This window comes from Algibacter agarivorans (assembly GCF_039543245.1).
GTDB classification, from domain to species: Bacteria; Bacteroidota; Bacteroidia; order Flavobacteriales; family Flavobacteriaceae; genus Algibacter_G; species Algibacter_G agarivorans.
In genome coordinates this window covers 165,601-190,340 of record NZ_BAABJJ010000011.1, presented here as the reverse complement: position 1 = coordinate 190,340, position 24,740 = coordinate 165,601, and the positions used below count along the sequence as shown (strand labels likewise).

Here is a 24,740-nt window from a genome sequence, read left to right as displayed (position 1 = left end):
ATCAAAATCTAATCTATATGAAACCTGACTTATTCGAAGCTCCAGATTATTATAACTTAGATGAGCTACTTACCGATGAACATAAATTAGTACGAGATGCAGCACGCGAATGGGTAAAACGAGAAGTTTCTCCTATTATAGAAGAATATGCCCAAAAAGCAGAATTCCCAACTCAAATTATTAATGGATTGGCAGAAATTGGGGCTTTTGGCCCTTATATCCCTATGGAATATGGTGGTGCAGGCTTAGATCAAATTTCTTATGGTTTAATCATGCAAGAAATTGAACGTGGTGATTCAGGTATACGCTCTACTGCTTCAGTACAATCATCATTAGTTATGTATCCCATTTGGAAATATGGAAACGAAGCACAACGTCAAAAATATTTGCCAAAATTAGCAAGCGGTGAATGGATTGGTTGTTTTGGTTTAACCGAACCAGACCACGGTAGCAACCCAAGTGGCATGGTTACTAATTTTAAGGATAAAGGTGACCACTATTTGCTAAACGGTGCTAAAATGTGGATAAGCAATGCGCCATTTGCACAGGTGGCGATAGTTTGGGCTAAAGATGAAAGGGGACGTATCCATGGATTGATTGTAGAGCGTGGCATGGAAGGCTTTACAACACCTGAAACACATAACAAATGGTCGCTTCGTGCTTCGGCTACTGGCGAACTTATTTTTGATAATGTTAAAGTGCCAAAAGAAAACCTACTACCTAACAAATCTGGTTTAGGCGCACCCCTTGGATGCTTAGACTCTGCTCGCTATGGAATTGCTTGGGGCGCTATAGGTGCCGCTATGGATTGTTACGATACGGCTTTACGCTATAGCAAAGAACGGATACAGTTTGGAAAACCTATTGGTCAATTTCAGTTACAACAAAAGAAACTAGCGGAAATGATTACTGAAATTACCAAGGCACAATTGCTAACATGGCGCTTGGGTGTTTTACGAAATGATGGTAAAGCATCATCCGCACAAATATCTATGGCAAAACGCAATAATGTGGATATGGCTATTAATATAGCTCGAGAAGCCAGGCAAATGCTTGGTGGCATGGGCATTACTGGCGAATACTCTATTATGCGCCATTCAATGAATTTGGAAAGCGTCATTACCTATGAAGGCACTCATGATATCCATTTACTGATAACTGGTTTGGATATTACAGGATTGAATGCTTTTAAATAAAACCGTTAGCGTCTTATGTTAAAATCATCTTTTTTAACTATATCGTTATAGCAGAAATATACAGATAACATGACTTTTGACATGTTTTTTATGAAGTTCAAGCTATAGTTTTGCTTCAGAAATTATTATATAATATCAGTGAACATTATGAAAGAATCAAGAAAAGACATAGTTCAATTTATTAATTTACGCTTAGCAGCAATAGGACAACCTGTTTTTAAAGACAAAGAGGATAGCAAAGAAAAATTTTGCGACCCTGAGTTTGAAAAAACAACGAGACCATTAATAATGAGTCTTAGAGAAAAATCAAGGCTTTTAGCAAATCACCTAGCTCCAGCAGACTCAAGAATCCAAAATTTTATAGACGATTATTTAAAAGATGTAAGTATCGATAAATCGTATAATATTCAAAATAACACATTAATTCTTTCAAAAAAAGGACAAGCGAGAGAAGCGAGTTTACCACCAGATGGCACGTCCTTTAAAAGTGATTTAGTAACATCTAACCGTCTTAAACAAGGTGTTTTAAACAACCCTTTACACGACAAAAGAACAACCAAAGGCACCTTTCATATTGTTGAAGGGCCATTACCCGTTCCTTTAGATAAAAAAGAAGTTCCTAGAGTCGTATTAGCTCACTTTTTACATGCAGCTTTCAACCCTTCTGATGAATTAAAAACGCTTCCGTTTACATCAAATCAAGAAGAGCAGGCTAAAACCATGGTTTCAATGCTTTTAAGACCTACTGTATGCCCAGAAGTGAAAGGTGTTATTTCAAAAAAATCATTGGAAGTTCGCTTTTTTGCCCCTGGCTCTTTAGTAAGTAATTTAGATTTTGTTGAATCTATTTTTGGAAATGCAGGTGACCCTAATTTAGCTCATAATGATGCTGCATTAGACCCAGTACATTGGACAGGCCATACAGGATGTATTATTCTTGCGCCACAGTTATTAACGCTTAAAAAGAAAGACGTGGGTCTTCCTCATTATAAGGACGCTACAGACCGTCAGAAAAAAGATGGTATGTGCTGGAAAGATGAAAATGAACTTTATAATGAAGGCGGTGCATTTAAAATTACTTGTAGAGATGAAAGAGGTGTTGTAATCACACTAATTGCTGACAACTATTATGGGTATTCGAAAAAAGAAATAAAAACTCAAATAAGTTATTCAGCAAATCTTTTTGGCCTAGCAGAAGAAGAACATGCGGGTGGTGCTATTGCCTATGCTAGACGTGTTATGGGGAATACCGTAAATTGCGATGATTATTCTATATATTATGGATTAAATCATACTTTTGAAGACGTTAAAACCTTAATAGCAGACAGAATTGAGGTTAAACCCGAAAATTATGCGATTGACAAAAATTATCCTAATTTAGTTTATATACCAGAATCGTCTTATTTTAATACCGCTACTAATAGTATAACTTGGAATTACAAAGGCAAAGAACAAAAACTAACTCTATCACCTTTTAAAACCTATATACATCCTTCTGGAAATAAATTAAGGTTAGAAAAACACAAGTCTGTCAATTTATGGCGTATTGTAGAAACTTATCCTGAAGGTGTTTTTTGCCATAAGCCTTGTACGGTTTCTGGTGGAGGTAAATCAGAGATTTCTAAATCTATGCAAAATGCTATTACATATAGCCCATTTAACATTCATAACATTGACGAAGATTTTAAGAAAGCTGATGAAATAATTGAGTTTAATTACTCAACCAGATGGAAAACGAAAGATCCTAATAGACCCATATCAAGATCGTTCTTAAGTGAAAAAAGGACCTTAGGATCTGTTGTGAAATTGCTAACGCCTAATGACGAAAACTCAGATGAATTCAATGAGTTTTTAAACAATATTCCTGTTCATATTCGTTCTTTAGTATTATTTGTAAAGCGTTTATTCAGACAAGCACATGGAGCCAACCTTAACTGGAAAGACATGATGTCTGTAGAATTTATCAATGGCGCTAAAGGTACTTCTTTGAGATATGACCATACACCTGTAGTAGGTAGTTATGTTCGTATCGGATTTAATGAAGAAGGCTACTGGATGCTTAATAAATTGCGTTCTGACTTTTCAGCATGTGAAAAGATTCAAACGGAAGATGATATTACAGCATCGATTACACTTCCGAAAGAACGTTTTAAAAATTTAAACCCAGAATATACTAACCAAAGTGTAAAAGTTTTAACAAACTGTGAAGCTCATTTATTCCAAAGACCAGATGAAGCTATTGTTAGAGGTTATGATAAGCTTGCAGAATTGGACATAATCTCAGATGGCAGATTCTTAACAAATTACGAAATGTTAACTAAAAAGGATGCTATTGCCATATATGAAGACACTATAAGTTATGACAAGTACACCCAACCCGTTAAAGATTTTATAAAGGAAATTATTGATTCTGATGATGAAGATGTACAGTTTGTTTTACCTTCTCACCCTAGAATTGTAGATGGTGAGCCAACTAAAAACCCTCGTTATTTAGAACCAAATAAATTTTACAACGAAACTGAAGCTACTTATATCTCGGATATAGGTGTGCGTTTATGCCGAAGAATTAAGCCTGAAGACCCTGTAATTCATGTTGTAAATGCTGTTTTACCTGGTAGAAGAAATAACCCAGCAGACAGAAAAGCTGGTATTAGACCATTAGCAGTATACAGTCCAATCCATTATCAGGAAACTCCAGAATTATTTATGGACTTTATTTGTAGTTTAACGGGTAAATCGCCATCAACTACAGGAGCAGGATCTGAAGGAGCACTAACTAAAGCCCCGTTTAATATGTTGACACCAACAACAGATTTAAATAATGCTTTATTGTCTCATATCTTAACAGAATCTAACGGATTTAGTACCGCAGCAGGCTATGTTGGTGCTGAAAACAAAATAGACCATGATGTTAGTTTATTAATCCCAGAGATTTGGGCAAGAATGGCACCTGAAGATAGAGATCCTAATAATTTGATTACAAATGGATCTTTAGAAAAGCTTGAAGATTTCGAACATAACGGTGAAAAAATATTCGCTAGCCGTTTAGGATATAGAATTACCAAAAAATTCTCTTTATTATGCTTAAACAGATTGTTTGATGAACCTACCGCTGTCTTTAGTGAGCGTATGCTAAAACCAGAGTTGCAAAATTTAGAAGATTTTGCAGATGGTATTAAAAACATTACTGAAGCACAGCAAAAAGTAGCATTAAACTATTTTGAAGACGGTAGTATTGAAGCCGCTATTCCACCTTTAAAAATTCTATTGAACATTATGGCTTATGGAAATTACGAAGGCAAAAGCATTAGCGATCCGGAATTAAGAAAGTATTTTAACAGAAGCTATGTACTAAGTTCAGATTGGTACAAAAAAAGGTTAGCATTAAAACAAGAAAAGGACATTAAATATTATGGTACTCAAATAGACTATTTAGAATCATTTATTAAAAATCCGCACAATGAAATTTTAGTAGATGATTTGCGAATAAATGAACGTTTAAATGCTACTAAAAAATTATACAATATTGTTAAATCTCCTGATTATTTGAAGCGCTTAGTCGGCACAATTGGCGCAGATTTGTTATACAAAAAACAGGTTACTAATTAGAAACTAAAGAGGCTGTCTGAAAAGGCAGTCTTTTTTTTGCAAATTTTTGAGTTATTGATTAACTTTAAGAATAAGCAGAAAAGTAGTTTTCAAGACCTATGACCAAGATCAGTTAAGTCTTTTACCGGCAAGCTATGATGATCTGGTCCCAGTTAATCATACCGTTCGTATTGTAAACACGATTATAGACCATGTTGATATTAGTGCTTTAGAGCAAAGTCACAAAGGAGGCGGTACATCAAGTTACCATCCGCGCATGTTGCTCAAGGTTATAATATATACCTATTTACGTAAATTATATTCTTCACGAAAAATAGAACAAGCTATACATGAGAACATTCATTTTATGTGGCTCAGTGGACAAAGCAAACCAGACCACAATACTTTAAATGATTTTAGAGGTAAACACCTACAAGGTCATTTAAAGAAAATATATCATCAGGTGATGCTGCTTTTGGTAGAACAAGGTCTTATCAGTTTAAAGGACATTTTTGTAAATGGCACCAAGATAGAAGCCAATGCCAATCGTTATACCTTTGTATGGGGCAAGAGCATAAAGACCAGTAAAGCGCGTATCAAAAAATAGCTAAAAGCACTGTGGTCTTATGTGGAAAAGGTTTATAAAGAAGAACAACACACCCCAAACACACCAAACACACCAGACTTTGAAGCTATTGAAACCGATAAAGTTGAAGCTGACATTGCTCAGATCAATAATGCCTTGAAAGGTAAGGATATTGATAATAAAATTAAGCAAAAACTGAATTACGCCAAGAAAAACTGGTCTGTCAATATGGCCAAGTATGAAAAACAAGATGCCATTTTAAAAGAAAGGAACAGTTATAGCAAGACCGACAAAGACGCCACCTTTATGCGTATGAAGGACAACCACATGCAAAACGGGCAACTCTAAGCTACCTATAATGTTCAAGCTTCTACCAACAATCAATATCTTACCAATTACACAACAGGGCAAACCAGCGCAGACACCACCATTATTAATAGACCATGTAGAAGATCATATAGAAAACTACGATGAAAAACCAGAAACACTCACAGCAGATGCAGGTTATGGAAGCGAAGAAAACCAAAAATGGTTTTGAGCAAGAACTCCACAGATAACAAGCATAAAACTGTAAGGGTTATCCCCTTAGAAGTCTCTGTCACAAATATAAAGGCAACCGTATAATAGAACACAATTACAACCTGACACGATTAAAGTCTAAAGCCAGAACACTGCTGACCAGCGAACAAGGCATCGCTAAAAGAAAACAACGCTGTTGGGACATAGAAGCTGTTTTTGGAAATATAAAGCAAAACATGAACTTTAAACGCTTCATGCTAAGAGGAATCGAAAAGGTAAATATTGAAATAGGACTTATTGCAATGGCTCACAACCTTAAAAGGTATAGTTTAGGTATCTAAGCCACTTTAGTTATTTTAAAATTGCTTTTTTAAAGAAAATCCTTGTAATCAAAACTAAACTTGAAAATAATCAAAAAAAATCGTCTAAAAAGTAATTTTTAGACGACCTCTTAAACTTTTAGAGCTACAGTAATTATAGGTTTATAATACCGTTTTCCGCACCTGCAAAATCATTCCATGCGTACGCATCAGCAGCATCGTCATTAACATAAACACCGTCAACAACATATTTAAACTCATAAGAGCTCCCTGATTCTAAATCAAGAGTCCCTTTAAATGTTCCGTTCTTTAATTTTTTAAGCGGTGCTTTTTTAGCATTCCAATCGTTGAAAGACCCAACAACAGAAACTTTTTTTGCGTCTTCAGCAGGTAAAGAAAAAGTTACTTTACAAACTGGTTTACTTTTTAAAAATTGCTTTTTAATTGCCATAATTTTATTATTTAAATCTGTTTTATTTTAAAATTCTATTTTATAGTACAAATTTAAAAACAATTTATAACCCGTAACTATTTAACACTCTTAACTTTTAAAAATTATCGATTTGACAATTTGCATTCAACTAAGAATTAAAGTAAGCAAAAAATTAGCTAAATATTTATATTATTATCAACCTAAAATTTACGTTTCTGTCTGATTATCAACATTTTTTGAACGAAAACGTTTTCGCAAGTATCTTATTTTTAAGTACTTTATTATTTCGTGGAATATCACTAAAAAACTTTAACTTTACAGTCATTATTTCATCAATATGTTCGGAAAAAAGAAACCCATACCACAAATAGATAAAGATCAATTAGAATTGATTGAAAATGCTCAAAGACGCATTAAACAAAAAAAACGTTTATACATTCATTTTGTTATCTTTTTAATAGGTGCAATTTTTTTAATTATAGCAAACACAGTGCTTGGCATTGGTAAAGAATTTACCATATTAGGTAAAGAGTGGTTTTTATTTGCAATATTACTTTGGTTATTCTTTTTTATTTATCACCTCTTTAATGTTTTTGTTACTCAAAAATTCATGGGTAAATCTTGGGAAAAACAACAGTTAGAAAAACTGGTGGCAAAACAGCAGAAACGCATAGACAAACTTAAAGCAGGTTTTATAAAAGAGGAAACCCTAATAGCGCAAAGCGAAATTTATAATGAAACAAATCCAAATCCCGATAGCTATCGGGATCAAAACACAACTCCCAAAAGTTCTAAATCGGAACTTACTATTATTGTCGCTGCCGCGGAAAATGATGCTATTGGATTAGGCAATAAACTGATTTGGCATTTAAGTGACGATTTAAAACGTTTTAAAGCACTTACCAACGGGCATCATATTATTATGGGGCGCAAAACCTTTGAAAGTTTCCCAAAACCGTTACCAAATAGAACTCATGTTGTTATTACAAGACAAAGCGACTATAAAGTGCCTAAAGGTGTTATTGTGGTTCATAATTTAGAAGATGCCATTGATGCAGCAAAAAACGACTCAAAACCCTTCATTATAGGTGGTGGACAAATTTATAAGCAAGCTATGGCTTTAGCAGATAAAATAGAGCTGACTCGCGTACACCATGATTTTGAAGCTGACACTTATTTTCCAAAAATAGATACTTCCATTTGGAAAGAAACGGCAAATATATTTCATGAAAAAGATGCAGAACACGATTATGAGTTCTCGTTTTTGACCTATGAGAAGAAGTAATTTGATTTGGTTTTTATCAGAAAAAAAACGAACTTAAAATTCTTTTTTTAACTTCTCTACCAAATTTCAGTAATTTTGCTTCATGGTAAAAGAAATACAACTTCGTATTACATTAAAAGAGGAAGAACAACCTGAAATTTTGGTTATAAAATCTGCGATTAAGCTAGATTTTGACAGAAAAGATATCACGGGAGTTAAAGTACTTCGAAAGTCTATTGATGCCAGAAAACCTAAAATCATACTTAATTATAAAGTAGCCGTTTATATTAAAGAACCGCTTCCTGAAACTTCAGCATATCAATTTGATTATAAAGATGTTTCAAAAGCAAAACCTATACATATTATAGGTTTTGGCCCTGCGGGTATGTATGCGGCATTACGCTGTATCGAGTTAGGCTTTAAACCTATTGTTTTGGAGCGTGGTAAAAATGTAAAAGACCGCAGACGCGATTTAAAAGCCATAAATCAAGACCATTTTGTAAACGAAGATTCTAATTATTGTTTTGGTGAAGGCGGAGCAGGAACGTATAGTGATGGCAAATTATACACCCGAAGCTTAAAACGTGGCGATGTTCGTCGTATTTTTGAAAACTTAGTGTTTCATGGAGCTACCGACCAAATTTTGGTTGATGCACACCCACATATCGGGACAAACAAACTCCCAAAAGTAGTCCAAAACATTCGAGAAACCATTCTTAAATACGGTGGCGAAATTCATTTTGAAACTCGTGTTACCGATTTTATTTTAAAAGACAATAAAATTAAAGCCATTCAACTTAAAAATGGTGAAGACCTACCTGTAGACAAAGTCATTCTAGCAACTGGACATTCTGCTCGCGATATTTTTTATTTGCTCCATAAAAAGCAAATTGCTCTAGAAGCCAAATCTTTTGCTATGGGCGTTCGAGTAGAACATCCACAACATATAATAGATACTATCCAATATCACTGTTCTGGTAAACGTCATGAGTTACTTCCAGCCGCATCTTATAATTTGGTACAGCAAGTAAATGAGCGTGGTGTTTATTCATTTTGTATGTGTCCAGGAGGTTTTATTGTGCCAGCAGCTACGGCCAATGGTGAGGTGGTTGTAAATGGTATGTCGCCTTCAAAACGAAATAATTTATTTGCCAATTCAGGTATAGTGGTAGAAATTGATGTTAATAAAGATTTACCGAAATACGAACAGTTTGGCGCATTAAAAGGTTTAGAATATCAGAAAAACTTAGAACGTCTAGCGTTCACAGCTGGCGGCAGAAGTCAGGTAGCTCCAGCACAGCGATTAACCGATTTTGTTGAAGGTAGATTGTCAACTGATTTAAATGACTGCTCCTATCAACCTGGATTAAAATCAGCGCCTTTACATTCTTTATTACCAAAATTTATTGGGGGAAGGCTAAGAAAAGGGTTTGAAGCTTTTGGCAGAAAAATGAAAGGCTATTATACCGAAGAAGCTAATATTGTGGGTGTGGAATCCAGAACCTCATCGCCTGTTTCTATTCCAAGAAACGAACAATTGCAACATACTCAAATTTCAAATTTATATCCTTGCGGAGAAGGCGGTGGTTATGCAGGTGGTATAATTTCAGCAGCTATGGATGGTGAGCGTTGTGCCGAGGCTGCAAGTGCTGGACTGTAATTTATTGCAAAGAGAAACGCAAAGTTTTCACAGATGATTCATATTAGCTCACGGAGAAAAAATAAAAATATTGTCGTGCAAAGACACAAAGGATTGAGAATAAAAAGAATATTTCACTGAGAATTTTACTGGAAAATCTGTAATAAATCATTTTCCTATTTCTATAATAAAAATTCTCGATTCAGTTTTAGCAGATAACACTCTGAAGAAACTCTGCGGTTCTGTGCCCTGTTGTATAACAATTAATTCTTCTAATGATTAAAGTCTTATAAAATTCCTATTTTTGCGACATCAAAAAAACTAACTAACATGAAAGCATACATATTTCCAGGACAAGGCGCACAATTCTCAGGAATGGGTTTAGACCTTTACGAAAACTCACCTTTGGCTCAAGAATTATTTGAACAAGCCAATGATATTTTAGGTTTCAATATTACTGATACCATGTTTAAAGGTACCGCTGAAGACCTAAAAGAAACTAAAGTTACACAACCCGCAATATTTTTACACTCCGTTATTTTAGCCAAAACATTAGGCAGCAGTTTTAAACCAGATATGGTTGCCGGACACTCTCTTGGAGAGTTTTCTGCTTTAGTTGCCAATGGTGCTTTGACTTTTGAAGATGGGCTAAAGTTAGTTTCCCAGCGTGCCATCGCTATGCAAAAAGCTTGCGAATTACAACCAAGTACTATGGCTGCTGTTTTAGGCCTAGATGATGATATTGTAGAAAAAATATGTGCTACGACTGATGGCATTGTAGTAGCAGCAAACTATAACTGCCCAGGGCAATTAGTAATTTCGGGCGAAATTGAAGCCATTAATAAAGCTTGTGAAGCATTAAAAGAAGAAGGCGCTCGTCGCGCATTAGTTTTACCCGTTGGCGGTGCATTTCATTCGCCTTTAATGGAACCAGCACGCGAAGAATTAGCTGCAGCTATTGAAAACACAACATTTAGTAAACCCAACTGCCCCATTTACCAAAATGTAACGGCTAACGCTGTTATTAATGAATCTGAAATAAAAGCAAATTTAATCTCGCAACTTACTGCTCCTGTTCGTTGGACGCAGTCTGTACAACAAATGATTGCTGATGGTGCTACCTTATTTACAGAAGTTGGTCCTGGGAAAGTTTTACAAGGCTTAGTAAAAAAGATTAATAGAGACGCTGAAACTGTTTCTGCAACTTTAGACACCAACACTAAATGAAGTTATCAAAACGCTCCGTCTACATCTTTTTAGTTATTATTTCAACTATTGCAGCCGATCAGATTTCAAAAATACTAGTTAGAGCAAACATAGTTGGTAGAACGGACATGACCCCTAGTGAACGTATTCCTTTAATTGGCGATGCTTTCGTTATGATGAATATTGAAAACACTGGAGCTTTTCTTGGTATGGGCAGCGATTTAAACCCTACGCTAAGAATCATTTTATTACTTATTTTACCTATTCTTGTTTTAGGATTTGTGCTTCGTCATATTTTAAAAGACAAAACCATAGATAATTGGTCACTTTTTGCTTTCGCCAGTGTTATTGGCGGTGGTATTGCTAATGTTTATGATAGAATTGTTTATGGCTCTGTTACCGATTTCTTATTTATAGATTTAGGAGGTGTTTTCAAGACTGGCATTTTTAATCTGGCGGATATGTCTGTAACTACTGGGATGATCATTTTGGTTATTGCTAGTTTTAGCAAGAAAAAGGAAACTACTAGTACTAATTAAACTTCAAAATTATGAAGATAAATCCGTTTGGTATAAATAAAAAAAAAGGTTGCTAAAATATAGCAACCTTTCCAATAAATCATCAAAGTAAAACTACTTAGTTGCTCTTACTTTCTGCTCCCATTTCCAAGCAGAACGCATAGCGTCATCAAGCGACAACTTTGTTTTCCAACCTAGTTCATCATTGGCTTTATTCGTGTCAGCATACGCCGAAATAATATCTCCCTCTCTTCTGCCTACAATTTTATAATTCAATGTCTTCCCTGAAACTTTTTCGAAAGATTTAATAACTTCTAAAACGGAACTTCCTTTTCCTGTACCTAAATTAAAAGTTTCGTAATTGTCTTTGTTTTTATTTTTAAGTAATCGTCCTAAAGCAATAACATGTGCTTTTGCTAAATCTACCACATGAATATAATCACGAATACAAGTGCCATCCGGTGTTGGATAATCATCTCCAAATACAGATAATTCTTGACGAAGTCCAATGGCTGTTTGCGTAATAAAAGGCACTAAATTTTGTGGTACTCCTATTGGCAATTCACCTATTTCAACAGACTCATGAGCTCCAATAGGGTTGAAATAACGCAAAGCAATAGCTTTTAAATTAGGAGACACTTTACAGGTATCTTTAATAATCTCCTCACCTATTTGTTTGGTGTTTCCATAAGGGGACTCTGCTTCTTTTACAGGTGCATTTTCGGTAATTGGCAATTCGTCGGCTTGACCGTAAACCGTACAAGATGAACTAAAAATAAATCCTGCCGATGGCAATTTTCTAAGTTCTTTAAGGATATAAACTAATGTACTAATATTGTTTTCGTAATATAATAAAGGTTCTTTAACACTTTCCCCAACGGCTTTACTTGCAGCAAAGTGAATCACACCTTTTACATCATTATGTTTTGCAAAAAAGGACTCAACCTTATCTTTTTCTTTAAGATCTAACCGTTCAAAAATTGGAGTCTTTCCTGTTATAGCTGTAATACCATCTAAGACCTTTTCTGAAGAGTTTGATAAATCATCAATAATAACGACCTCATAACCTTCATTTTGCAATTCTACAACCGTGTGCGATCCAATAAATCCTAATCCGCCAGTAACTAATATTTTATCCATTTATAAATTTTATAATTGTTGATGTAATATATTCTATTTGTTCGTCATCTAATTCTGTGTGCATCGGTAATGAAATAACATCTTTTACCAATTGATTGGTTACTTCAAAATCAGCCTCATTATACCTAGCATCTACATATGCTTTTTGTCTGTGAAGCGGAATTGGATAATACACTCCACAAGGAATATTTTTTTCACTTAAATGTTTCGCCAAAGCATCTCTATCAATACCCTTTACCCTTAATGTATATTGGTGGAATACATGACAATCGCAAGTGTCACAAATTTCTAAACATCCATTTGATAGTTTAGGTATAATAATATTATTGTTGTTCTTAAAGGCTTCATTATATTTTTTTGCAGCAGTTTGCCTTGCTTTGTTGTAACTATTCAACTTTGGTAATTTAGCATCTAACACCGCAGCTTGAATACTATCTAAACGTGAATTCACACCAACCACATCATGATGATAACGCTCATACATGCCATGGTTTACAATACCTCTAATAGTATGGGCTAAATCATCATCATTTGTAAAAATAGCGCCGCCATCGCCATAACATCCTAAATTTTTAGAAGGAAAAAATGAAGTTGCACCAACATCCCCAATGGTTCCGGCTTTTACTTTAGTGCCGTCCTTATAAGTATAATTTGCTCCTATGGCCTGGGCATTATCTTCAATAACATATAAATTATTTGCTTTTGCAATTTCCATAATAGCCTCCATATTGGCACACTGACCAAATAAATGCACAGGAACAATAGCTTTAGTTTTAGGAGTAATCGCTTTTTTAATAGCTTCGATATCAATATTAAAATCACCTACATTAACATCTACTAAAACAGGGGTAAGATTAAGCAATGCAATAACCTCTACTGTTGCAGCAAAAGTAAAATCGGCAGTAATAACCTCATCTCCTGTCTTTAAGCCTAATCCCATCATAGCTATTTGCAAGGCATCGGTGCCATTTGCACATGGAATAACGTGTTTTACACCTAAATAACTTTCAAGGTTTTTTTGGAAATCATGAACTTTAGGTCCATTTATAAATGCTGTTGTTTCAATTACCTCTTGAATAGAAGAATTAACGACATTCTTTATGTCGTTATACTGACCTTTAAGGTCAACCATTTGAATTTTATTCATCTAAAAAAAATTATAGCCCATTCTATTTTGAGAAAACAAGAAAGACCCTTTTTTATGCATATCCATTGTGGATATTAGTTTACGAAATTACGAAATTCGTTAACGCTAAGCAATGATTTTATTTCAAAGAAATGTATTTTAGCAACAAACAAACAAAATTGAGTTTTCTTTATAACATTGGCATTAAATTGACACATTTTGCGTTAAAATGCGCGTCGCATTTTAACAAAAAAATAGAGAGTGGAGTAAAAGGACGAGCAGAATCGTTTAAAATTTTAGAAGATAATTTAAATAAAGGCGACAAAACATTATGGTTTCATTGTGCGTCTTTAGGTGAGTATGAACAAGGCTTACCTGTTTTCAAAAAACTTAGAGAACATTATGCAAAACATAAAATTGTACTTAGCTTTTTTTCACCCTCAGGTTATGAAATTCGTAAAAATTCGACCATTGCAGATTTTGTTATTTATCTACCATTAGACACAAAACAAAATGCAAAACGTTTTTTAGACAGTGTAAATCCGGAACTCACCATTTTTGTTAAGTATGATATTTGGCCTAATTTTTTAAATGAATTAAAGCGAAGAAACTTACGTGCCATATTAATTTCCGCAAACTTCAGAAAAAATCAACCTTATTTTAAATCCTATGGAAAGCAATTAAAAAACGCGTTGTTTGCCTTTGAACACATTTTTACTCAAAATGAAGTTTCAAAAAACTTATTACTTTCTATAAATTATAATCGTGTTACTGTATCTGGTGACACACGTTTTGATCGTGTTTATAGTCAGCTAGAATTAGACAATACCTTAGATTTTATTGAGACTTTTAAAAACAACAAATGCTGTGTTGTTGCCGGCAGTACATGGCCTGAAGATGAAACCTTGTTTGTTAACTTCATTAATTCTGAATCATCAAAAGACATAAAATTTATTGTTGCACCTCATAATATTAAAACGTCTCAGATAAAAAGTTTTCAAGAAAAAATAACTGGAAATAGTATTCTATTTTCTGAAAAAGACACAAAACAGCTAGTTGATAATCAAGTTTTTATTATAGATACTATTGGGATACTTTCAAAAATCTACAGCTATGCCGATATTGCTTATGTGGGTGGTGCCATGGGAAATACAGGCTTACATAACATTTTAGAGCCTGCAGTATTTGGTGTTCCAATTATTATTGGCTTTAATCATGATAAATTCCCTGAAGCCAAAGCTTTGATAGACAATGGAGGCCTGTTTTCTGTTTCTACAAAAAATGATTTCACTTCAATTTTAAACAAATTAATTAGTAATAGTGACTTTAGGCTAAAATGTGGGTCTAAAAACTTAGAGCATATCAAGAAAAACAAGGGTGCTGTCATCCAAATACTCGATTACCTACGCATATAGGGTGTTTCTTTTAAGAATTGTTTAAAAACTCTTATTTTTAATAATTAAGTCATTAAATTGGCATTCGACTATAAATAATTAACACTAAAACAAAAACCGATGAAAAAATCATTTTTAAGTATTGCACTTGTATTAGCACTGGCTTTATCTTTTACTTCCTGTAGAGATACTAAAAAAGCAGATTCAATTGAAGACGCTGTTGAAAACGCAACTGAAGCAGCAGGTGACGCTGTTGAAAACGCTGTAGAAGCAACTGGCGAAGCTGTTGAAAGCGCTGTAGATAATGCTGTTGATGCAGCAGGAGATGCAGTAGATGCTGCAGGTGATGCCGTTGACAATGCCGCTGATGCTGTAAAAAAAGAAGCAGATAAATTAAAAGCTGGTCACTAATTAAGATTAAAATTTTAAATTTATAAAAAACCACCTATTAGGTGGTTTTTTTGTACATTAAACTTAAATTTTAAATGTAAGAAAAGCATCCTCAAAATTTGATAAGGCTTTAGTGTACCTAACGGTTCGATTATAAAATATTCGCATTAACTGTTATGCCATAGATAACTTCTTTGTTAAGGTTGTTTATAATTCAGAGTATAACACCATAACTGAAGTAAGGAGTTTTAAAATTGGAGACATTCAGAGAAATATGCCCCGACATTCTAAAGTCGATTATATTTAAAAATAACACCAGCAAATGAATAGCGAACAAATAATTAAATTAAGGACCTTAATAGAAGAAGCGATTTCTAGAATGCAACCATTGAAACCTTCAATGCGTGAAGATGAACTTGAAGATTTTGAATATTACGAAAGCTTTGACATTACTAATTGTAATGAAAAAAGAATATGTTTATCCATATTAGACAGATTAACTATTATAGAAACAAGACTTCTTAAAAAGAATAAACCTAACTTTTATAATTAGAGTTCTTTATAATTCAGAACATAACAGCATAACTGAAGTAAGAAGTTTTAAATGCTGTCATTTTACGAAAAAAGGTCATGGTTATAGATAAAGCGGACTCAAAGACCATAAGACCACTACTTGACCAGCATATAGACTCCTCTAGGAGGTTGTTACCGATGGTTTTGGGGCTTACAGGATGCTTAACAAGACACACGCAAAACACGTTAAGCTGAACCATTCAAAACATATAATGATATCTGGAAAATACAACACTTCTAGATTGGATTCTTTCTGGACAACCATAAAAAGAGCCATTGTTGGTCAATACCATCAGGTAAGCCCTGAACATTTACAAAGTTATTTAGATGAAATAGCATTCAAATTCAATAACAAAGGCAAGAACCTATTTAGTCTTTTGATAACTAAGATTGTAAAACAAAGAAGATAATTTGCCACAATCTAGGAAATCCCCCTTTCGGGGGAACAAACCCAATAACAATATTATTTGTGGTTCACAAATTAAATTCTGCTACCCTTCACAACTAGCACATTCCTTCTTTTGCTTAAACTTCTGTGCTGCATTCATACTGTGTTGGTAATACAATGATTTAACCCCGAGTTTCCAAGCGGTAACATAAAGCTTATTAATGTCTTTAACTGGCATATCTGGATGTACCATAATGTTTAAGGACTGCCCCTGATCTATATGATTTTGTCTGTTGGCTGCTTGATAAATAATAGTCATTTGATCAATTTCAGAATAGGTTTTAAACACATCTTTTTCATGATCTGTAAGACCTTCTATATGTTGAACAGAACCATCATAATCACGAATACTTCTCCAAATTTCAGGTGTATTTAAACCTTTCTCTTCTAAAAGTTCTAATAAATAAGGATTCTTAATCGTTGTTTTAATTTTCGCAATATCCTTAACATAACTATTAGACCAAATTGGCTCAATACCTTGAGATACTTGTCCTAAAATAAAAGCCGAAGATGTTGTTGGCGCTACTGCGTTTAACGTTGTATTACGTCTTCCATAGCCTTTTAATACTTCTGGCTCACCAAACAATACTGCTAATTCCTTAGATGCTTTATTTGATTTATCTTGAATCGTTTTAAATATTTCACTATTTAAATTAAACGCTTCTTGACTATCAAAACCTAGCATTTTAGATTGTAATAATGAGTGCCAACCTAAAGCTCCCATTCCTAAAGCTCTATTTTCTTTAGCGAACGTATAGGCTTTTTCCATAAACATAAATGTCTTTCTATCATCTCTATCTGAAGAATCTCTGTAAGCTTCTAATTTAGTAATAAACTCTTCTAGAACTGCATCTAAAAAGTACACCATGGTTTCAACCGCATCAGTATCTTTCCATTTATCGTAATGTAATAAGTTTATTGAAGACAGAACGCATACAAAAGACCATTTCTCATTTGTAGGCAACATAATTTCAGAACATAAATTACTTGCGTATATTTCATGATTTTCATCTTTATACACGTCTGGCGCATTATTATTAGCGTTGTCTTTGAAGAATATATATGGATACCCTATTTCTCCTCTACGTTGTAAAACTTTTGCCCAAATTGCTCTTTTATCGGCATCACCAGCAATCATTTCTTCCATCCATTCATTACCAACAGTAACACCATGTGTTAACTCTTGTATTGGATTTCCTTCTGTTCCTATTTCTAAAAACTCATTAATATCTTGATGTTCAATTGGTAAATACGGTGAAAAGCGACCTCGTCGCACAGAGCCTTGACTAACTACATCTACCATTTTTTCAAACAGCTGCATGATATGAACAGCACCAGAAGATTTTCCGTTATTTTTTACTGGAGCGCCTCTATGACGAAGTTTTCCAAAATAACCAGACGTACCACCTCCTAATTTAGACATCATTCCTACTTCCGATTGTGTATAAAGGATATCTCCCATATCATCAGAAATATGCGACCCGAAACAACTAATAGGTAAGCCACGTTTTTTACCAAAATTAGACCATACTGGAGATGCTAATGAGTAATAGCCTTCTGCCATATAACCATAAAATTTGTCTGCAAAACCATCAATTTTCAAAATTGCCTCTGCATTTTCTGCAATTTCTCTAATGCGTTCTTCAGGATTAGTGCCTTCTGTAAGATAACCGGATGCTAAAAATTGACGACTGTGTTCTGTTAACCATTTTATTTCTGGTTGTGTATTTGCCTTAGCTTCTTTTATAGCTTCTTTTCTGGCTTTTAATAATTCATCTTGGTTAGAAGTTTTTGTTGTTTCTAAATTTACTTTTTGGTCAATGTCTAAGTTCATGTTGTTGCTCATGGTTTAAAATAGGTCGTCGCTAGTTATACTTTTTGTTCTTTTACTGTAATTTACAGAACGCTTCACGAAGAAATCTCCATGTTTTGTTCCAATTATCTCATCGTCAAACCATTCGGTTTTCAATAATAACGTTTCGTTTACATCAAACACTTTTTCGATGCCAATGCTTTCTAATGAATTATTAAATCTGTTTTTTATAAACTCATTAATAACATCTTTTGGTAAAAATTCTAATTCGCCAGCTTCAAAAATCCAATCGACAAGTTTACTTTCAGATATAAAGGCTTCCTCACATAATTCCCTTACTATGGCACTGTGTTCTTCACCAAACCACGTTGGGTTTTCATCCTTTATAATTTTAATAATATCTATTCCAAAATCACCATGAATCTGCTCCTCTTTCGAAGTTGCTTCAACAACATTAGAAACACCTTTAAGCATATTTTTATGCTTGTTGAAAGCCATAATTATTAAAAACTGTGAGAATAAAGATACGTGCTCTATAAAAAGAGAAAACAATAAAATAGATTCTGCATACTCTTTGTTATCCTCACTTTTTGCATTCTTTAAAGCGGTTTCTAAATAATGAACACGTCTCATTATTACTGGCTTCTTTTTTAGGTTCTTAAATTCATTATTAAGACCTAAAATTTCTAATAAATGTGAATAGGCATCGTGATGACGCACTTCACTTTCCGCAAACGTTGCACCTACCGATCCTATTTCTGGTTTTGGCATTTTATTATAAATCTCGCCCCAAAATGATTTTACTGCAACTTCAATTTGCGAAATAGCAAGCATGGTATTTTTAATAGCGTTTTGCTCTACAACGGTCAATCTTGTTTTAAAATCCTGAATATCACTTGTGAAATTAAATTCCGAATGGATCCAATACGAATGTCTAATAGCATCTACATAGTCATTAAGCGCAGGATATTCGTAAGGTTTTAAGTTAATACGCTTTTCAAAAATATTTGTTTTTCTACTTCTAGCCTGTTCGTCTCTGTATAATATGTAGGCTTTTGCAACACTAGGAAAAGAGCTTACCATTAATGTTTCCTCTACAAGATCTTGCACTTCTTCTACGGTAGGCAAATAGTTGTGATCTTTTGCTTTTCTTTCTAATAATGCTTGTAAAACATTTACAGAGATTGTGTTTGCATCTTCTTTAGTGCCGTTTCCAACTGAAAGCATTGCTTTCTCAATAGCATTAGAAATTTTATTTAAAACAAAAGGGCTTGTTTCGTAATCTCTTTTTATTATTTGGGTAATCTCCATAAAAAAATTTAATTTAAAAGGATTAATTAGTCAATAGAATATTAATGGTTTTCGAAATTTACTCAGCAAGCTAATTACTAACCTCTAGCTTTTTTAATCCTTCCCAAATATTATTCTGTTTAATAGAAAAAACAACAAAACGATTTTTATCTTCTTGAAGGAAGGGTTCAATTGCTTGAGACATGAGAATTTGATGGATTTAAAAAAATTAACTATAATTTGCTTCAATTTCAGCAACACAAAGATTGTAAAATGATTGATACATTATAAAAAAAATCTGAAACGTTTTCAACAAGTTTTTAACAAACAACAAAACCCCTACAAACTCTGAAGTTTACATAAAAAAACATTCAAACAATTGATTATCAATTATTTATTAAATTTTAAATTTCGAATTGTTTACAAAAAAAAGTTAGGTTTCTGAAGCACAAACCCTTTGTTTATATAGCTTTTTACAGGTTTTTTTTAAATAAATTTTGAGGTGTTAAAAAGTTTCTGCAACCTTTTCTAATTCGGCGTACCAATCTTCACCAAATTTACGTACGAGGGCTTCTTTTACAAATTTGTAGATAGGAATTTGTAATTCTTTGCCCAGGGCACATGCATCATCACAAATTTGCCATTTATGATAATTTACTGCAGAAAACTCACTGTAATCTTGAACTCGGACAGGATATAAATGGCAGGATACTGGTTTTTTCCATGACACCTCGCCTTGATTATATGCTTCCTCAATAGCACAAAGCGCTACTTTTTTCTCGTCAAAAATAACATAAGCACAATCTGCTCCGTTAATCAGTGGGGTCTCTAACTCTCCATCCTCTGTTGTAATATAAGTTCCTTGAGATTCAATAACATCTATACCTTCTTGACGTAAAAAAGGTTTCACCTTAGGATATATTTCTTTAAGAATTCCTGCTTCATCAGCTTCTAATGGCGCACCGGCATCACCATCAATACAACATGCGCCTTTGCATGCCGACAGGTTACACAAAAAATCTTTTTCTATAATATCTTCAGAGACTATAGTTTTTCCTAATTGGAACATAATCCGTATTTTAAATAGTTAGAACCTATATAATAATTTGTCAATTATTTTTTTACACCCGTTTTTGCGCATTATTTCGTTAAAATTTTGAACCATAGCCAATACTATGCTTCAAAATTTCGCCGTATACAGCATCAAAAATGATCTATAAAAATTTTAATCACAAACTATTAAATAGACTCGTGCAAAAATAGATAAACTTTGATTGAAAATTTTAAGACAATTAGATATTAATGCTATATTTTTGCGGAAAATTCAAGAATACATTGAAATCAAAATGAAATATTTTTTTAGATTTCCATATTTATGAGAATTTTTAAATTTAAAAATTAAGGTATGCAACTAAATTTCAAAGAAATATTCACTGCCTTCATGGTGCTATTTGCCGTGATAGATATTGTTGGTAATATTCCAATTGTTATTGATTTAAGAAAAAAGGCTGGTCACATTCAAAGCGAAAAAGCGGCTATAATTGCTGGGGTCATTTTGATTGTATTTTTGTTTTTAGGAAAAAGCATCTTGAATCTTATTGGCATTGACGTAAATTCGTTTGCCGTTGCAGGCGCCTTTATTTTGTTTTTTATAGCTTTAGAAATGATTCTAGGAATTACCCTTTACAAACAAGATGAAAACGCATCTATGACAACTGCCGTGTTTCCTTTAGCATTTCCTTTAATTGCTGGACCTGGCAGCTTAACAACTTTACTATCGTTAAGAGCTGAGTTTAGTACAGAAAATATTATAGTCGCTGTTTTAATGAATGTTGTCATTATTTACATAGTACTTAAAACATCGTCTAAAATTGAGCGTTTTTTAGGAGCAAACGGCATCAATATTGTACGCAAGGTGTTTGGCGTTATTTTATTAGCCATTGCTGTAAAACTATTTGCTCATAACATAAAGGCCTTGTTTGACATTGCTTAAAGTCCATAACATGTAGACGTTTAACCAACAAAGATTATCTTAAAACAAGAAATAAAAACTAATTAAAAATTTAAAACGAATGAAAATTTTCAGCATAATTCTTAGCGTAATGGCCTTAGGTTTAATCATCTTTAATTTTACGAAAGTGAATTTTGACACACCTTTTGAAGGTGACAGCATGATTGCTTTAATTACAATAGCAGCAGCACTTTGCGTGATCGTGATGATGGGTATTTTAAGAATTTCAAAGCGTATTGAACAAAAAGTAAAAGGGGAATAAAAATTTCTTAAAACTGATTACCTCCAAAACAATGAGAGATGGTATTTTGCAGTTAGATTTGGTAGTTTGACCAAAACCGAAATTTTGTATTTTTGCCCCACCCAAAACTGCCAAAAAAAGTCAGTTTTGACCTCTCCGAAGGAGAGGTGAATAGGAAACCCGACCTAAGGGTCGGAGAATTTTACTTTTAATGTACAATATTTTAATTATTGGTGGTGGCGCTGCAGGTATGTCTTGTGCATTGGTTCTTGGTTCTGCTAAAGACAAACCTTTTGCCACAAACAAAAGCATTGGTATTATAACACATCAAAAAACCTCACACTTACAAACGGCTTTATTTAATAATGTTTTAGGATTAGCTCCAGGAACTACTGGTGCTTCTATTTTAGAAAGTGGCAAAAAACAGCTTTTAAGATTGTATCCTCATATTGAGCAAATTGAAAATGAAAAAGTTTTAGAAGTTTCAAGAAGTGATAATTACTTTGAGGTTAGAACAAACAAAAACACCTACCAATCTAAAATTGTTGTTATAGCCGTTGGGTATACTAATTTAATGACCATAAAAGGATTAGACCAACATATCCAACCTCACCCGAGAGCAGCAATCGATAAAAAACGTATTTGGTTAAAAAATACCGACCATTTAATTGAAGACAACCTTTATGTTGCTGGTATTTTGGCGGGATGGCGCAGTCAATTTTCTATAGCCTCTGGAAGTGGCGCGCATGTGGCTACTGATATTTTAACGCTTTGGAATGGTGGGAAACACGTTAAGGTGCATGATAAGATTGTATAAACAATTTTATAGCCACAAGAATTAAGGTGAAATCAGTTTGAGTTTATAAGACACTGAGACAATCTTTCGACTGCGCTCAAGTTGACATCTTCGGCATAACAAAGCTACTCCCCATCACTCAACTTAATGACCTCTTCAATCATAATATCGCGTTGATTGAACACTTCTTCAAAAGCACCATTGCCAAAAAGTTGATCGGCAAGAGTGGCTTTAATATACTGTTTCACTTCTTCATGATATGCCACAAAGGTGACTTTAGAATCGGTTCTTAGGTTTAAGTAATCTTGAAAAGCAAATACCAAATCGTCGCCCACTTCAAAAGTGTCTATAAAATCCTGTCTGGAAGCATTATCGTAAACATGCCGGTCTTTTTCCAATTCTTCAAATACAAAATTTCCAAAAAATCCGCGACGCAGTAAAAAGGAAAGTGTTTCGTTTTCCATGCTATTATCAATAGGCACAAATACATCGGGAATAATACCGCCACCTCCATAAACAATTTTTCCGGCTGGGGTTGTAAATTTTAAAGAATCATCTACTTGAATGTTTTCTGGGTCTAAAAGCTCCCCGCTATCCAGTCGTTCAAAATACTCATCGTAATAATCTTTATGTCCATTTTTATATGGCCGCTGAATAGAACGTCCTGTTGGTGTGTAATAACGAGATACGGTTAGGCGTACCGCACTACCATCGCCTAAATCCATTTCGCGTTGCACGAGCCCTTTTCCATATGAACGACGTCCTACAATAGTGCCTTTGTCTTGGTCTTGTAAAGCTCCTGCAACAATCTCGCTTGCAGATGCCGAGTTTTCATCTATTAACACAAATACTTTTCCGTCTTCAAAATCGCCTTTGCTGGTTGCAAAGCTTTTTTCAATACTACCACGTTTGTTTTTTGTAAACAAAATCAGTTTATCATCTTCAAGAAACTCATCAACTATCTGTTCTGCAATACCTAAAAAACCGCCTGGGTTATTTCGTAAATCTATAACCATTTCAGTTGCTCCTAAAGCTTGTAGTTTTTCTATTCCTGTTTTAAATTCTTTATAAGTAGATTCAGCAAAACGGTTAATTTTCACATAGCCTAGTTTTTCGGTTAGCATATAAGCCGCATCCACACTTTTAATAGGAATCTTTCCGCGTTTTATAGTAAAATCCAAAAGTTCTGGTTCGCCTTTTCTATAGACTTTTAATTTTACCTTCGAATTGTAAGACCCTTTTAGTTTTTCAATAATTTCGCCATCTTTTAAATTCTTACCAAAAAGCGAATCGCCATTAGCCATAATAATTCTATCGCCACCTTTAATCCCTGCTTTAGCACTAGGACCGTTTTCAATAGCCCTAATTACGGCAATAGTATCTTTATAGGTATAAAAACTAACGCCAATCCCCACAAAATCTCCTCGCATCTCCTCTACATTACTCTGCATAATATCCTTAGGAATGTAGACAGAATGAGGGTCTAGGTGCTCTAAAATACCATTAACAGTAATATCAACAATACTATCGGTATTTATCTCATCGACATAATCATATTCGATATAATCAATAAGCCTGTTTAGTTTGTCTTTTTTGTTATTGGTAGAAAATAATCTATCTGGGGAATCGGTAAAATCCAATTTTCCACCAATAAAAATGCCCGCTGCAATAGCAACACCTAAAACTAAAGGGAAATATTTTTTTTTATTGGACATTACGCTTTTAAATCTTCGATTAATTCAAGTTCAATTCCTGCTTTTTTCAAGAATTTTAATCCAGAATCGTCTTTATAAGCCTTGTTATAAACCACTTTTACAACACCAGCTTGGTGTATTAATTTACTACATTCTTTACAAGGCGACATGGTTATATAAAGTGTTGCACCTTTGCACGACTGTGTTGATGATGCCACTTTTAAAATAGCATTGGCCTCGGCATGCAATACATACCATTTGGTGTAGCCTTCATCATCTTCACAAAAATTCTCAAACCCTGATGGCGTACCATTGTACCCGTCTGAAATTATCATTCTATCCTTTACAATAATAGCTCCAACTTGTCTGCGGTTGCAGTAAGACAATTTACCCCACTCCTGTGCAATTCTCAAATAAGCCTTATCGTACTTAAGTTGTTTGTTTTCTGGCATTAATTTATTTTATAATTATGGCGTTACCCTCATTCAAAGCTTTAAGTTATCATTTAAACTTTAGAACAATTCGGGTCAGGCTATACGCTATATCTTTCTTGTG

At 33.9% G+C, this 24,740-nt stretch carries 20 protein-coding genes and 2 pseudogenes; 14 read left to right on the top strand and 8 right to left on the bottom strand.

Annotated elements, in window-relative coordinates; genetic code table 11:
• Positions 1 to 17 precede the first annotated feature (17 nt).
• From ABD935_RS04710 to ABD935_RS04700, 3 genes and pseudogenes are all read left to right on the top strand, one after another.
• The gene (locus ABD935_RS04710; protein ID WP_345190491.1) at positions 18 to 1,196 is read left to right on the top strand and encodes an acyl-CoA dehydrogenase family protein; all 1,179 of its coding nucleotides are present in this window, start codon (positions 18 to 20) and stop codon (positions 1,194 to 1,196) included.
• Between the two features lie 147 nt (positions 1,197 to 1,343).
• Positions 1,344 to 4,805: a PPi-type phosphoenolpyruvate carboxykinase family protein gene (locus tag ABD935_RS04705; RefSeq protein WP_345190490.1), complete on the top strand. Its 3,462-nt coding sequence runs from the start codon at positions 1,344 to 1,346 to the stop codon at positions 4,803 to 4,805.
• A 70-nt stretch (positions 4,806 to 4,875) separates the two neighbouring features.
• A pseudogene (locus ABD935_RS04700) lies at positions 4,876 to 6,230 on the top strand (transposase).
• Positions 6,231 to 6,363: 133 nt separating this feature from the next.
• Here the strand turns inward: ABD935_RS04700 and ABD935_RS04695 are convergent.
• Positions 6,364 to 6,660, bottom strand: a complete 297-nt coding sequence (locus ABD935_RS04695) for an isoamylase early set domain-containing protein (protein WP_345190488.1) — start codon at positions 6,658 to 6,660, stop codon at positions 6,364 to 6,366.
• A gap of 319 nt (positions 6,661 to 6,979) precedes the next feature.
• Between ABD935_RS04695 and ABD935_RS04690 the strand changes: the two genes are divergently transcribed.
• The 4 genes from ABD935_RS04690 (at position 6,980) to lspA (ending at position 11,290) form a co-directional block, all read left to right on the top strand.
• Complete coding sequence (locus ABD935_RS04690) at positions 6,980 to 7,927, top strand: dihydrofolate reductase (RefSeq protein WP_345190487.1); 948 nt, start codon at positions 6,980 to 6,982, stop codon at positions 7,925 to 7,927.
• Positions 7,928 to 8,009: 82 nt separating this feature from the next.
• Complete coding sequence (locus ABD935_RS04685; RefSeq protein WP_345190486.1) at positions 8,010 to 9,566, top strand: NAD(P)/FAD-dependent oxidoreductase; 1,557 nt, start codon at positions 8,010 to 8,012, stop codon at positions 9,564 to 9,566.
• Between the two features lie 309 nt (positions 9,567 to 9,875).
• The gene (gene fabD / locus ABD935_RS04680) at positions 9,876 to 10,772 is read left to right on the top strand and encodes an ACP S-malonyltransferase (RefSeq protein ID WP_345190485.1); all 897 of its coding nucleotides are present in this window, start codon (positions 9,876 to 9,878) and stop codon (positions 10,770 to 10,772) included.
• Positions 10,769 to 11,290 (top strand): signal peptidase II, encoded by a 522-nt coding sequence (gene lspA, locus ABD935_RS04675; RefSeq protein ID WP_345190484.1) that lies wholly within the window; start codon positions 10,769 to 10,771, stop codon positions 11,288 to 11,290. Before fabD ends, lspA begins: the two co-directional genes overlap by 4 nt.
• A gap of 93 nt (positions 11,291 to 11,383) precedes the next feature.
• Here the strand turns inward: lspA and galE are convergent, their stop codons facing one another.
• On the bottom strand, positions 11,384 to 12,409 hold the full coding sequence (gene galE / locus ABD935_RS04670; RefSeq protein WP_345190483.1) for a UDP-glucose 4-epimerase GalE: 1,026 nt from the start codon (positions 12,407 to 12,409) through the stop codon (positions 11,384 to 11,386).
• Complete coding sequence (locus ABD935_RS04665) at positions 12,402 to 13,556, bottom strand: DegT/DnrJ/EryC1/StrS family aminotransferase (RefSeq protein ID WP_345190481.1); 1,155 nt, start codon at positions 13,554 to 13,556, stop codon at positions 12,402 to 12,404. The genes galE and ABD935_RS04665 overlap by 8 nt, the downstream gene beginning before the upstream one ends.
• Before the next feature lie 158 nt (positions 13,557 to 13,714).
• Between ABD935_RS04665 and ABD935_RS04660 the strand changes: the two genes are divergently transcribed.
• The 4 genes and pseudogenes from ABD935_RS04660 to ABD935_RS04645 all read left to right on the top strand — a co-directional run.
• Entirely contained in the window at positions 13,715 to 14,950 is a 1,236-nt protein-coding gene (locus ABD935_RS04660) for a 3-deoxy-D-manno-octulosonic acid transferase (RefSeq protein WP_345190480.1), read from the top strand.
• Positions 14,951 to 15,049: 99 nt separating this feature from the next.
• A complete protein-coding gene (locus tag ABD935_RS04655; protein WP_345190479.1) occupies positions 15,050 to 15,340 on the top strand; it encodes a hypothetical protein in 291 nt (96 codons plus the stop codon).
• A gap of 301 nt (positions 15,341 to 15,641) precedes the next feature.
• A complete protein-coding gene (locus ABD935_RS04650) occupies positions 15,642 to 15,872 on the top strand; it encodes a hypothetical protein (protein ID WP_345190478.1) in 231 nt (76 codons plus the stop codon).
• Positions 15,873 to 16,032: 160 nt separating this feature from the next.
• Positions 16,033 to 16,302, top strand: a pseudogene (locus tag ABD935_RS04645) (transposase); the annotation flags it as partial.
• A gap of 81 nt (positions 16,303 to 16,383) precedes the next feature.
• Here the strand turns inward: ABD935_RS04645 and ABD935_RS04640 are convergent.
• From ABD935_RS04640 to ABD935_RS04625, 3 genes are all read right to left on the bottom strand, one after another.
• A complete protein-coding gene (locus tag ABD935_RS04640; protein ID WP_345190477.1) occupies positions 16,384 to 18,174 on the bottom strand; it encodes a ribonucleoside-diphosphate reductase subunit alpha in 1,791 nt (596 codons plus the stop codon).
• Positions 18,175 to 18,189: 15 nt separating this feature from the next.
• The gene (locus tag ABD935_RS04635; protein ID WP_345190476.1) at positions 18,190 to 19,464 is read right to left on the bottom strand and encodes a ribonucleotide-diphosphate reductase subunit beta; all 1,275 of its coding nucleotides are present in this window, start codon (positions 19,462 to 19,464) and stop codon (positions 18,190 to 18,192) included.
• Between the two features lie 484 nt (positions 19,465 to 19,948).
• Complete coding sequence (locus tag ABD935_RS04625; RefSeq protein WP_345190475.1) at positions 19,949 to 20,512, bottom strand: DUF3109 family protein; 564 nt, start codon at positions 20,510 to 20,512, stop codon at positions 19,949 to 19,951.
• 336 nt (positions 20,513 to 20,848) lie between these two features.
• On the opposite strand from ABD935_RS04625, the gene ABD935_RS04620 reads away from it, so the two are divergent.
• The 3 genes from ABD935_RS04620 (at position 20,849) to ABD935_RS04610 (ending at position 22,512) form a co-directional block, all read left to right on the top strand.
• Positions 20,849 to 21,436, top strand: a complete 588-nt coding sequence (locus ABD935_RS04620) for a MarC family protein (protein ID WP_345190474.1) — start codon at positions 20,849 to 20,851, stop codon at positions 21,434 to 21,436.
• Positions 21,437 to 21,515: 79 nt separating this feature from the next.
• Positions 21,516 to 21,716 (top strand): hypothetical protein, encoded by a 201-nt coding sequence (locus ABD935_RS04615; RefSeq protein WP_345190472.1) that lies wholly within the window; start codon positions 21,516 to 21,518, stop codon positions 21,714 to 21,716.
• Positions 21,717 to 21,906: 190 nt separating this feature from the next.
• Complete coding sequence (locus ABD935_RS04610) at positions 21,907 to 22,512, top strand: NAD(P)-binding domain-containing protein (protein WP_345190471.1); 606 nt, start codon at positions 21,907 to 21,909, stop codon at positions 22,510 to 22,512.
• Positions 22,513 to 22,616: 104 nt separating this feature from the next.
• Here ABD935_RS04610 and ABD935_RS04605 read toward each other — a convergent pair whose 3' ends face one another.
• Both ABD935_RS04605 and ABD935_RS04600 read right to left on the bottom strand, forming a co-directional pair.
• Positions 22,617 to 24,206 (bottom strand): S41 family peptidase, encoded by a 1,590-nt coding sequence (locus ABD935_RS04605; protein WP_345190469.1) that lies wholly within the window; start codon positions 24,204 to 24,206, stop codon positions 22,617 to 22,619.
• The gene (locus ABD935_RS04600) at positions 24,206 to 24,637 is read right to left on the bottom strand and encodes a deoxycytidylate deaminase (protein ID WP_345190468.1); all 432 of its coding nucleotides are present in this window, start codon (positions 24,635 to 24,637) and stop codon (positions 24,206 to 24,208) included. Before ABD935_RS04600 ends, ABD935_RS04605 begins: the two co-directional genes overlap by 1 nt.
• Positions 24,638 to 24,740 lie beyond the last annotated feature (103 nt).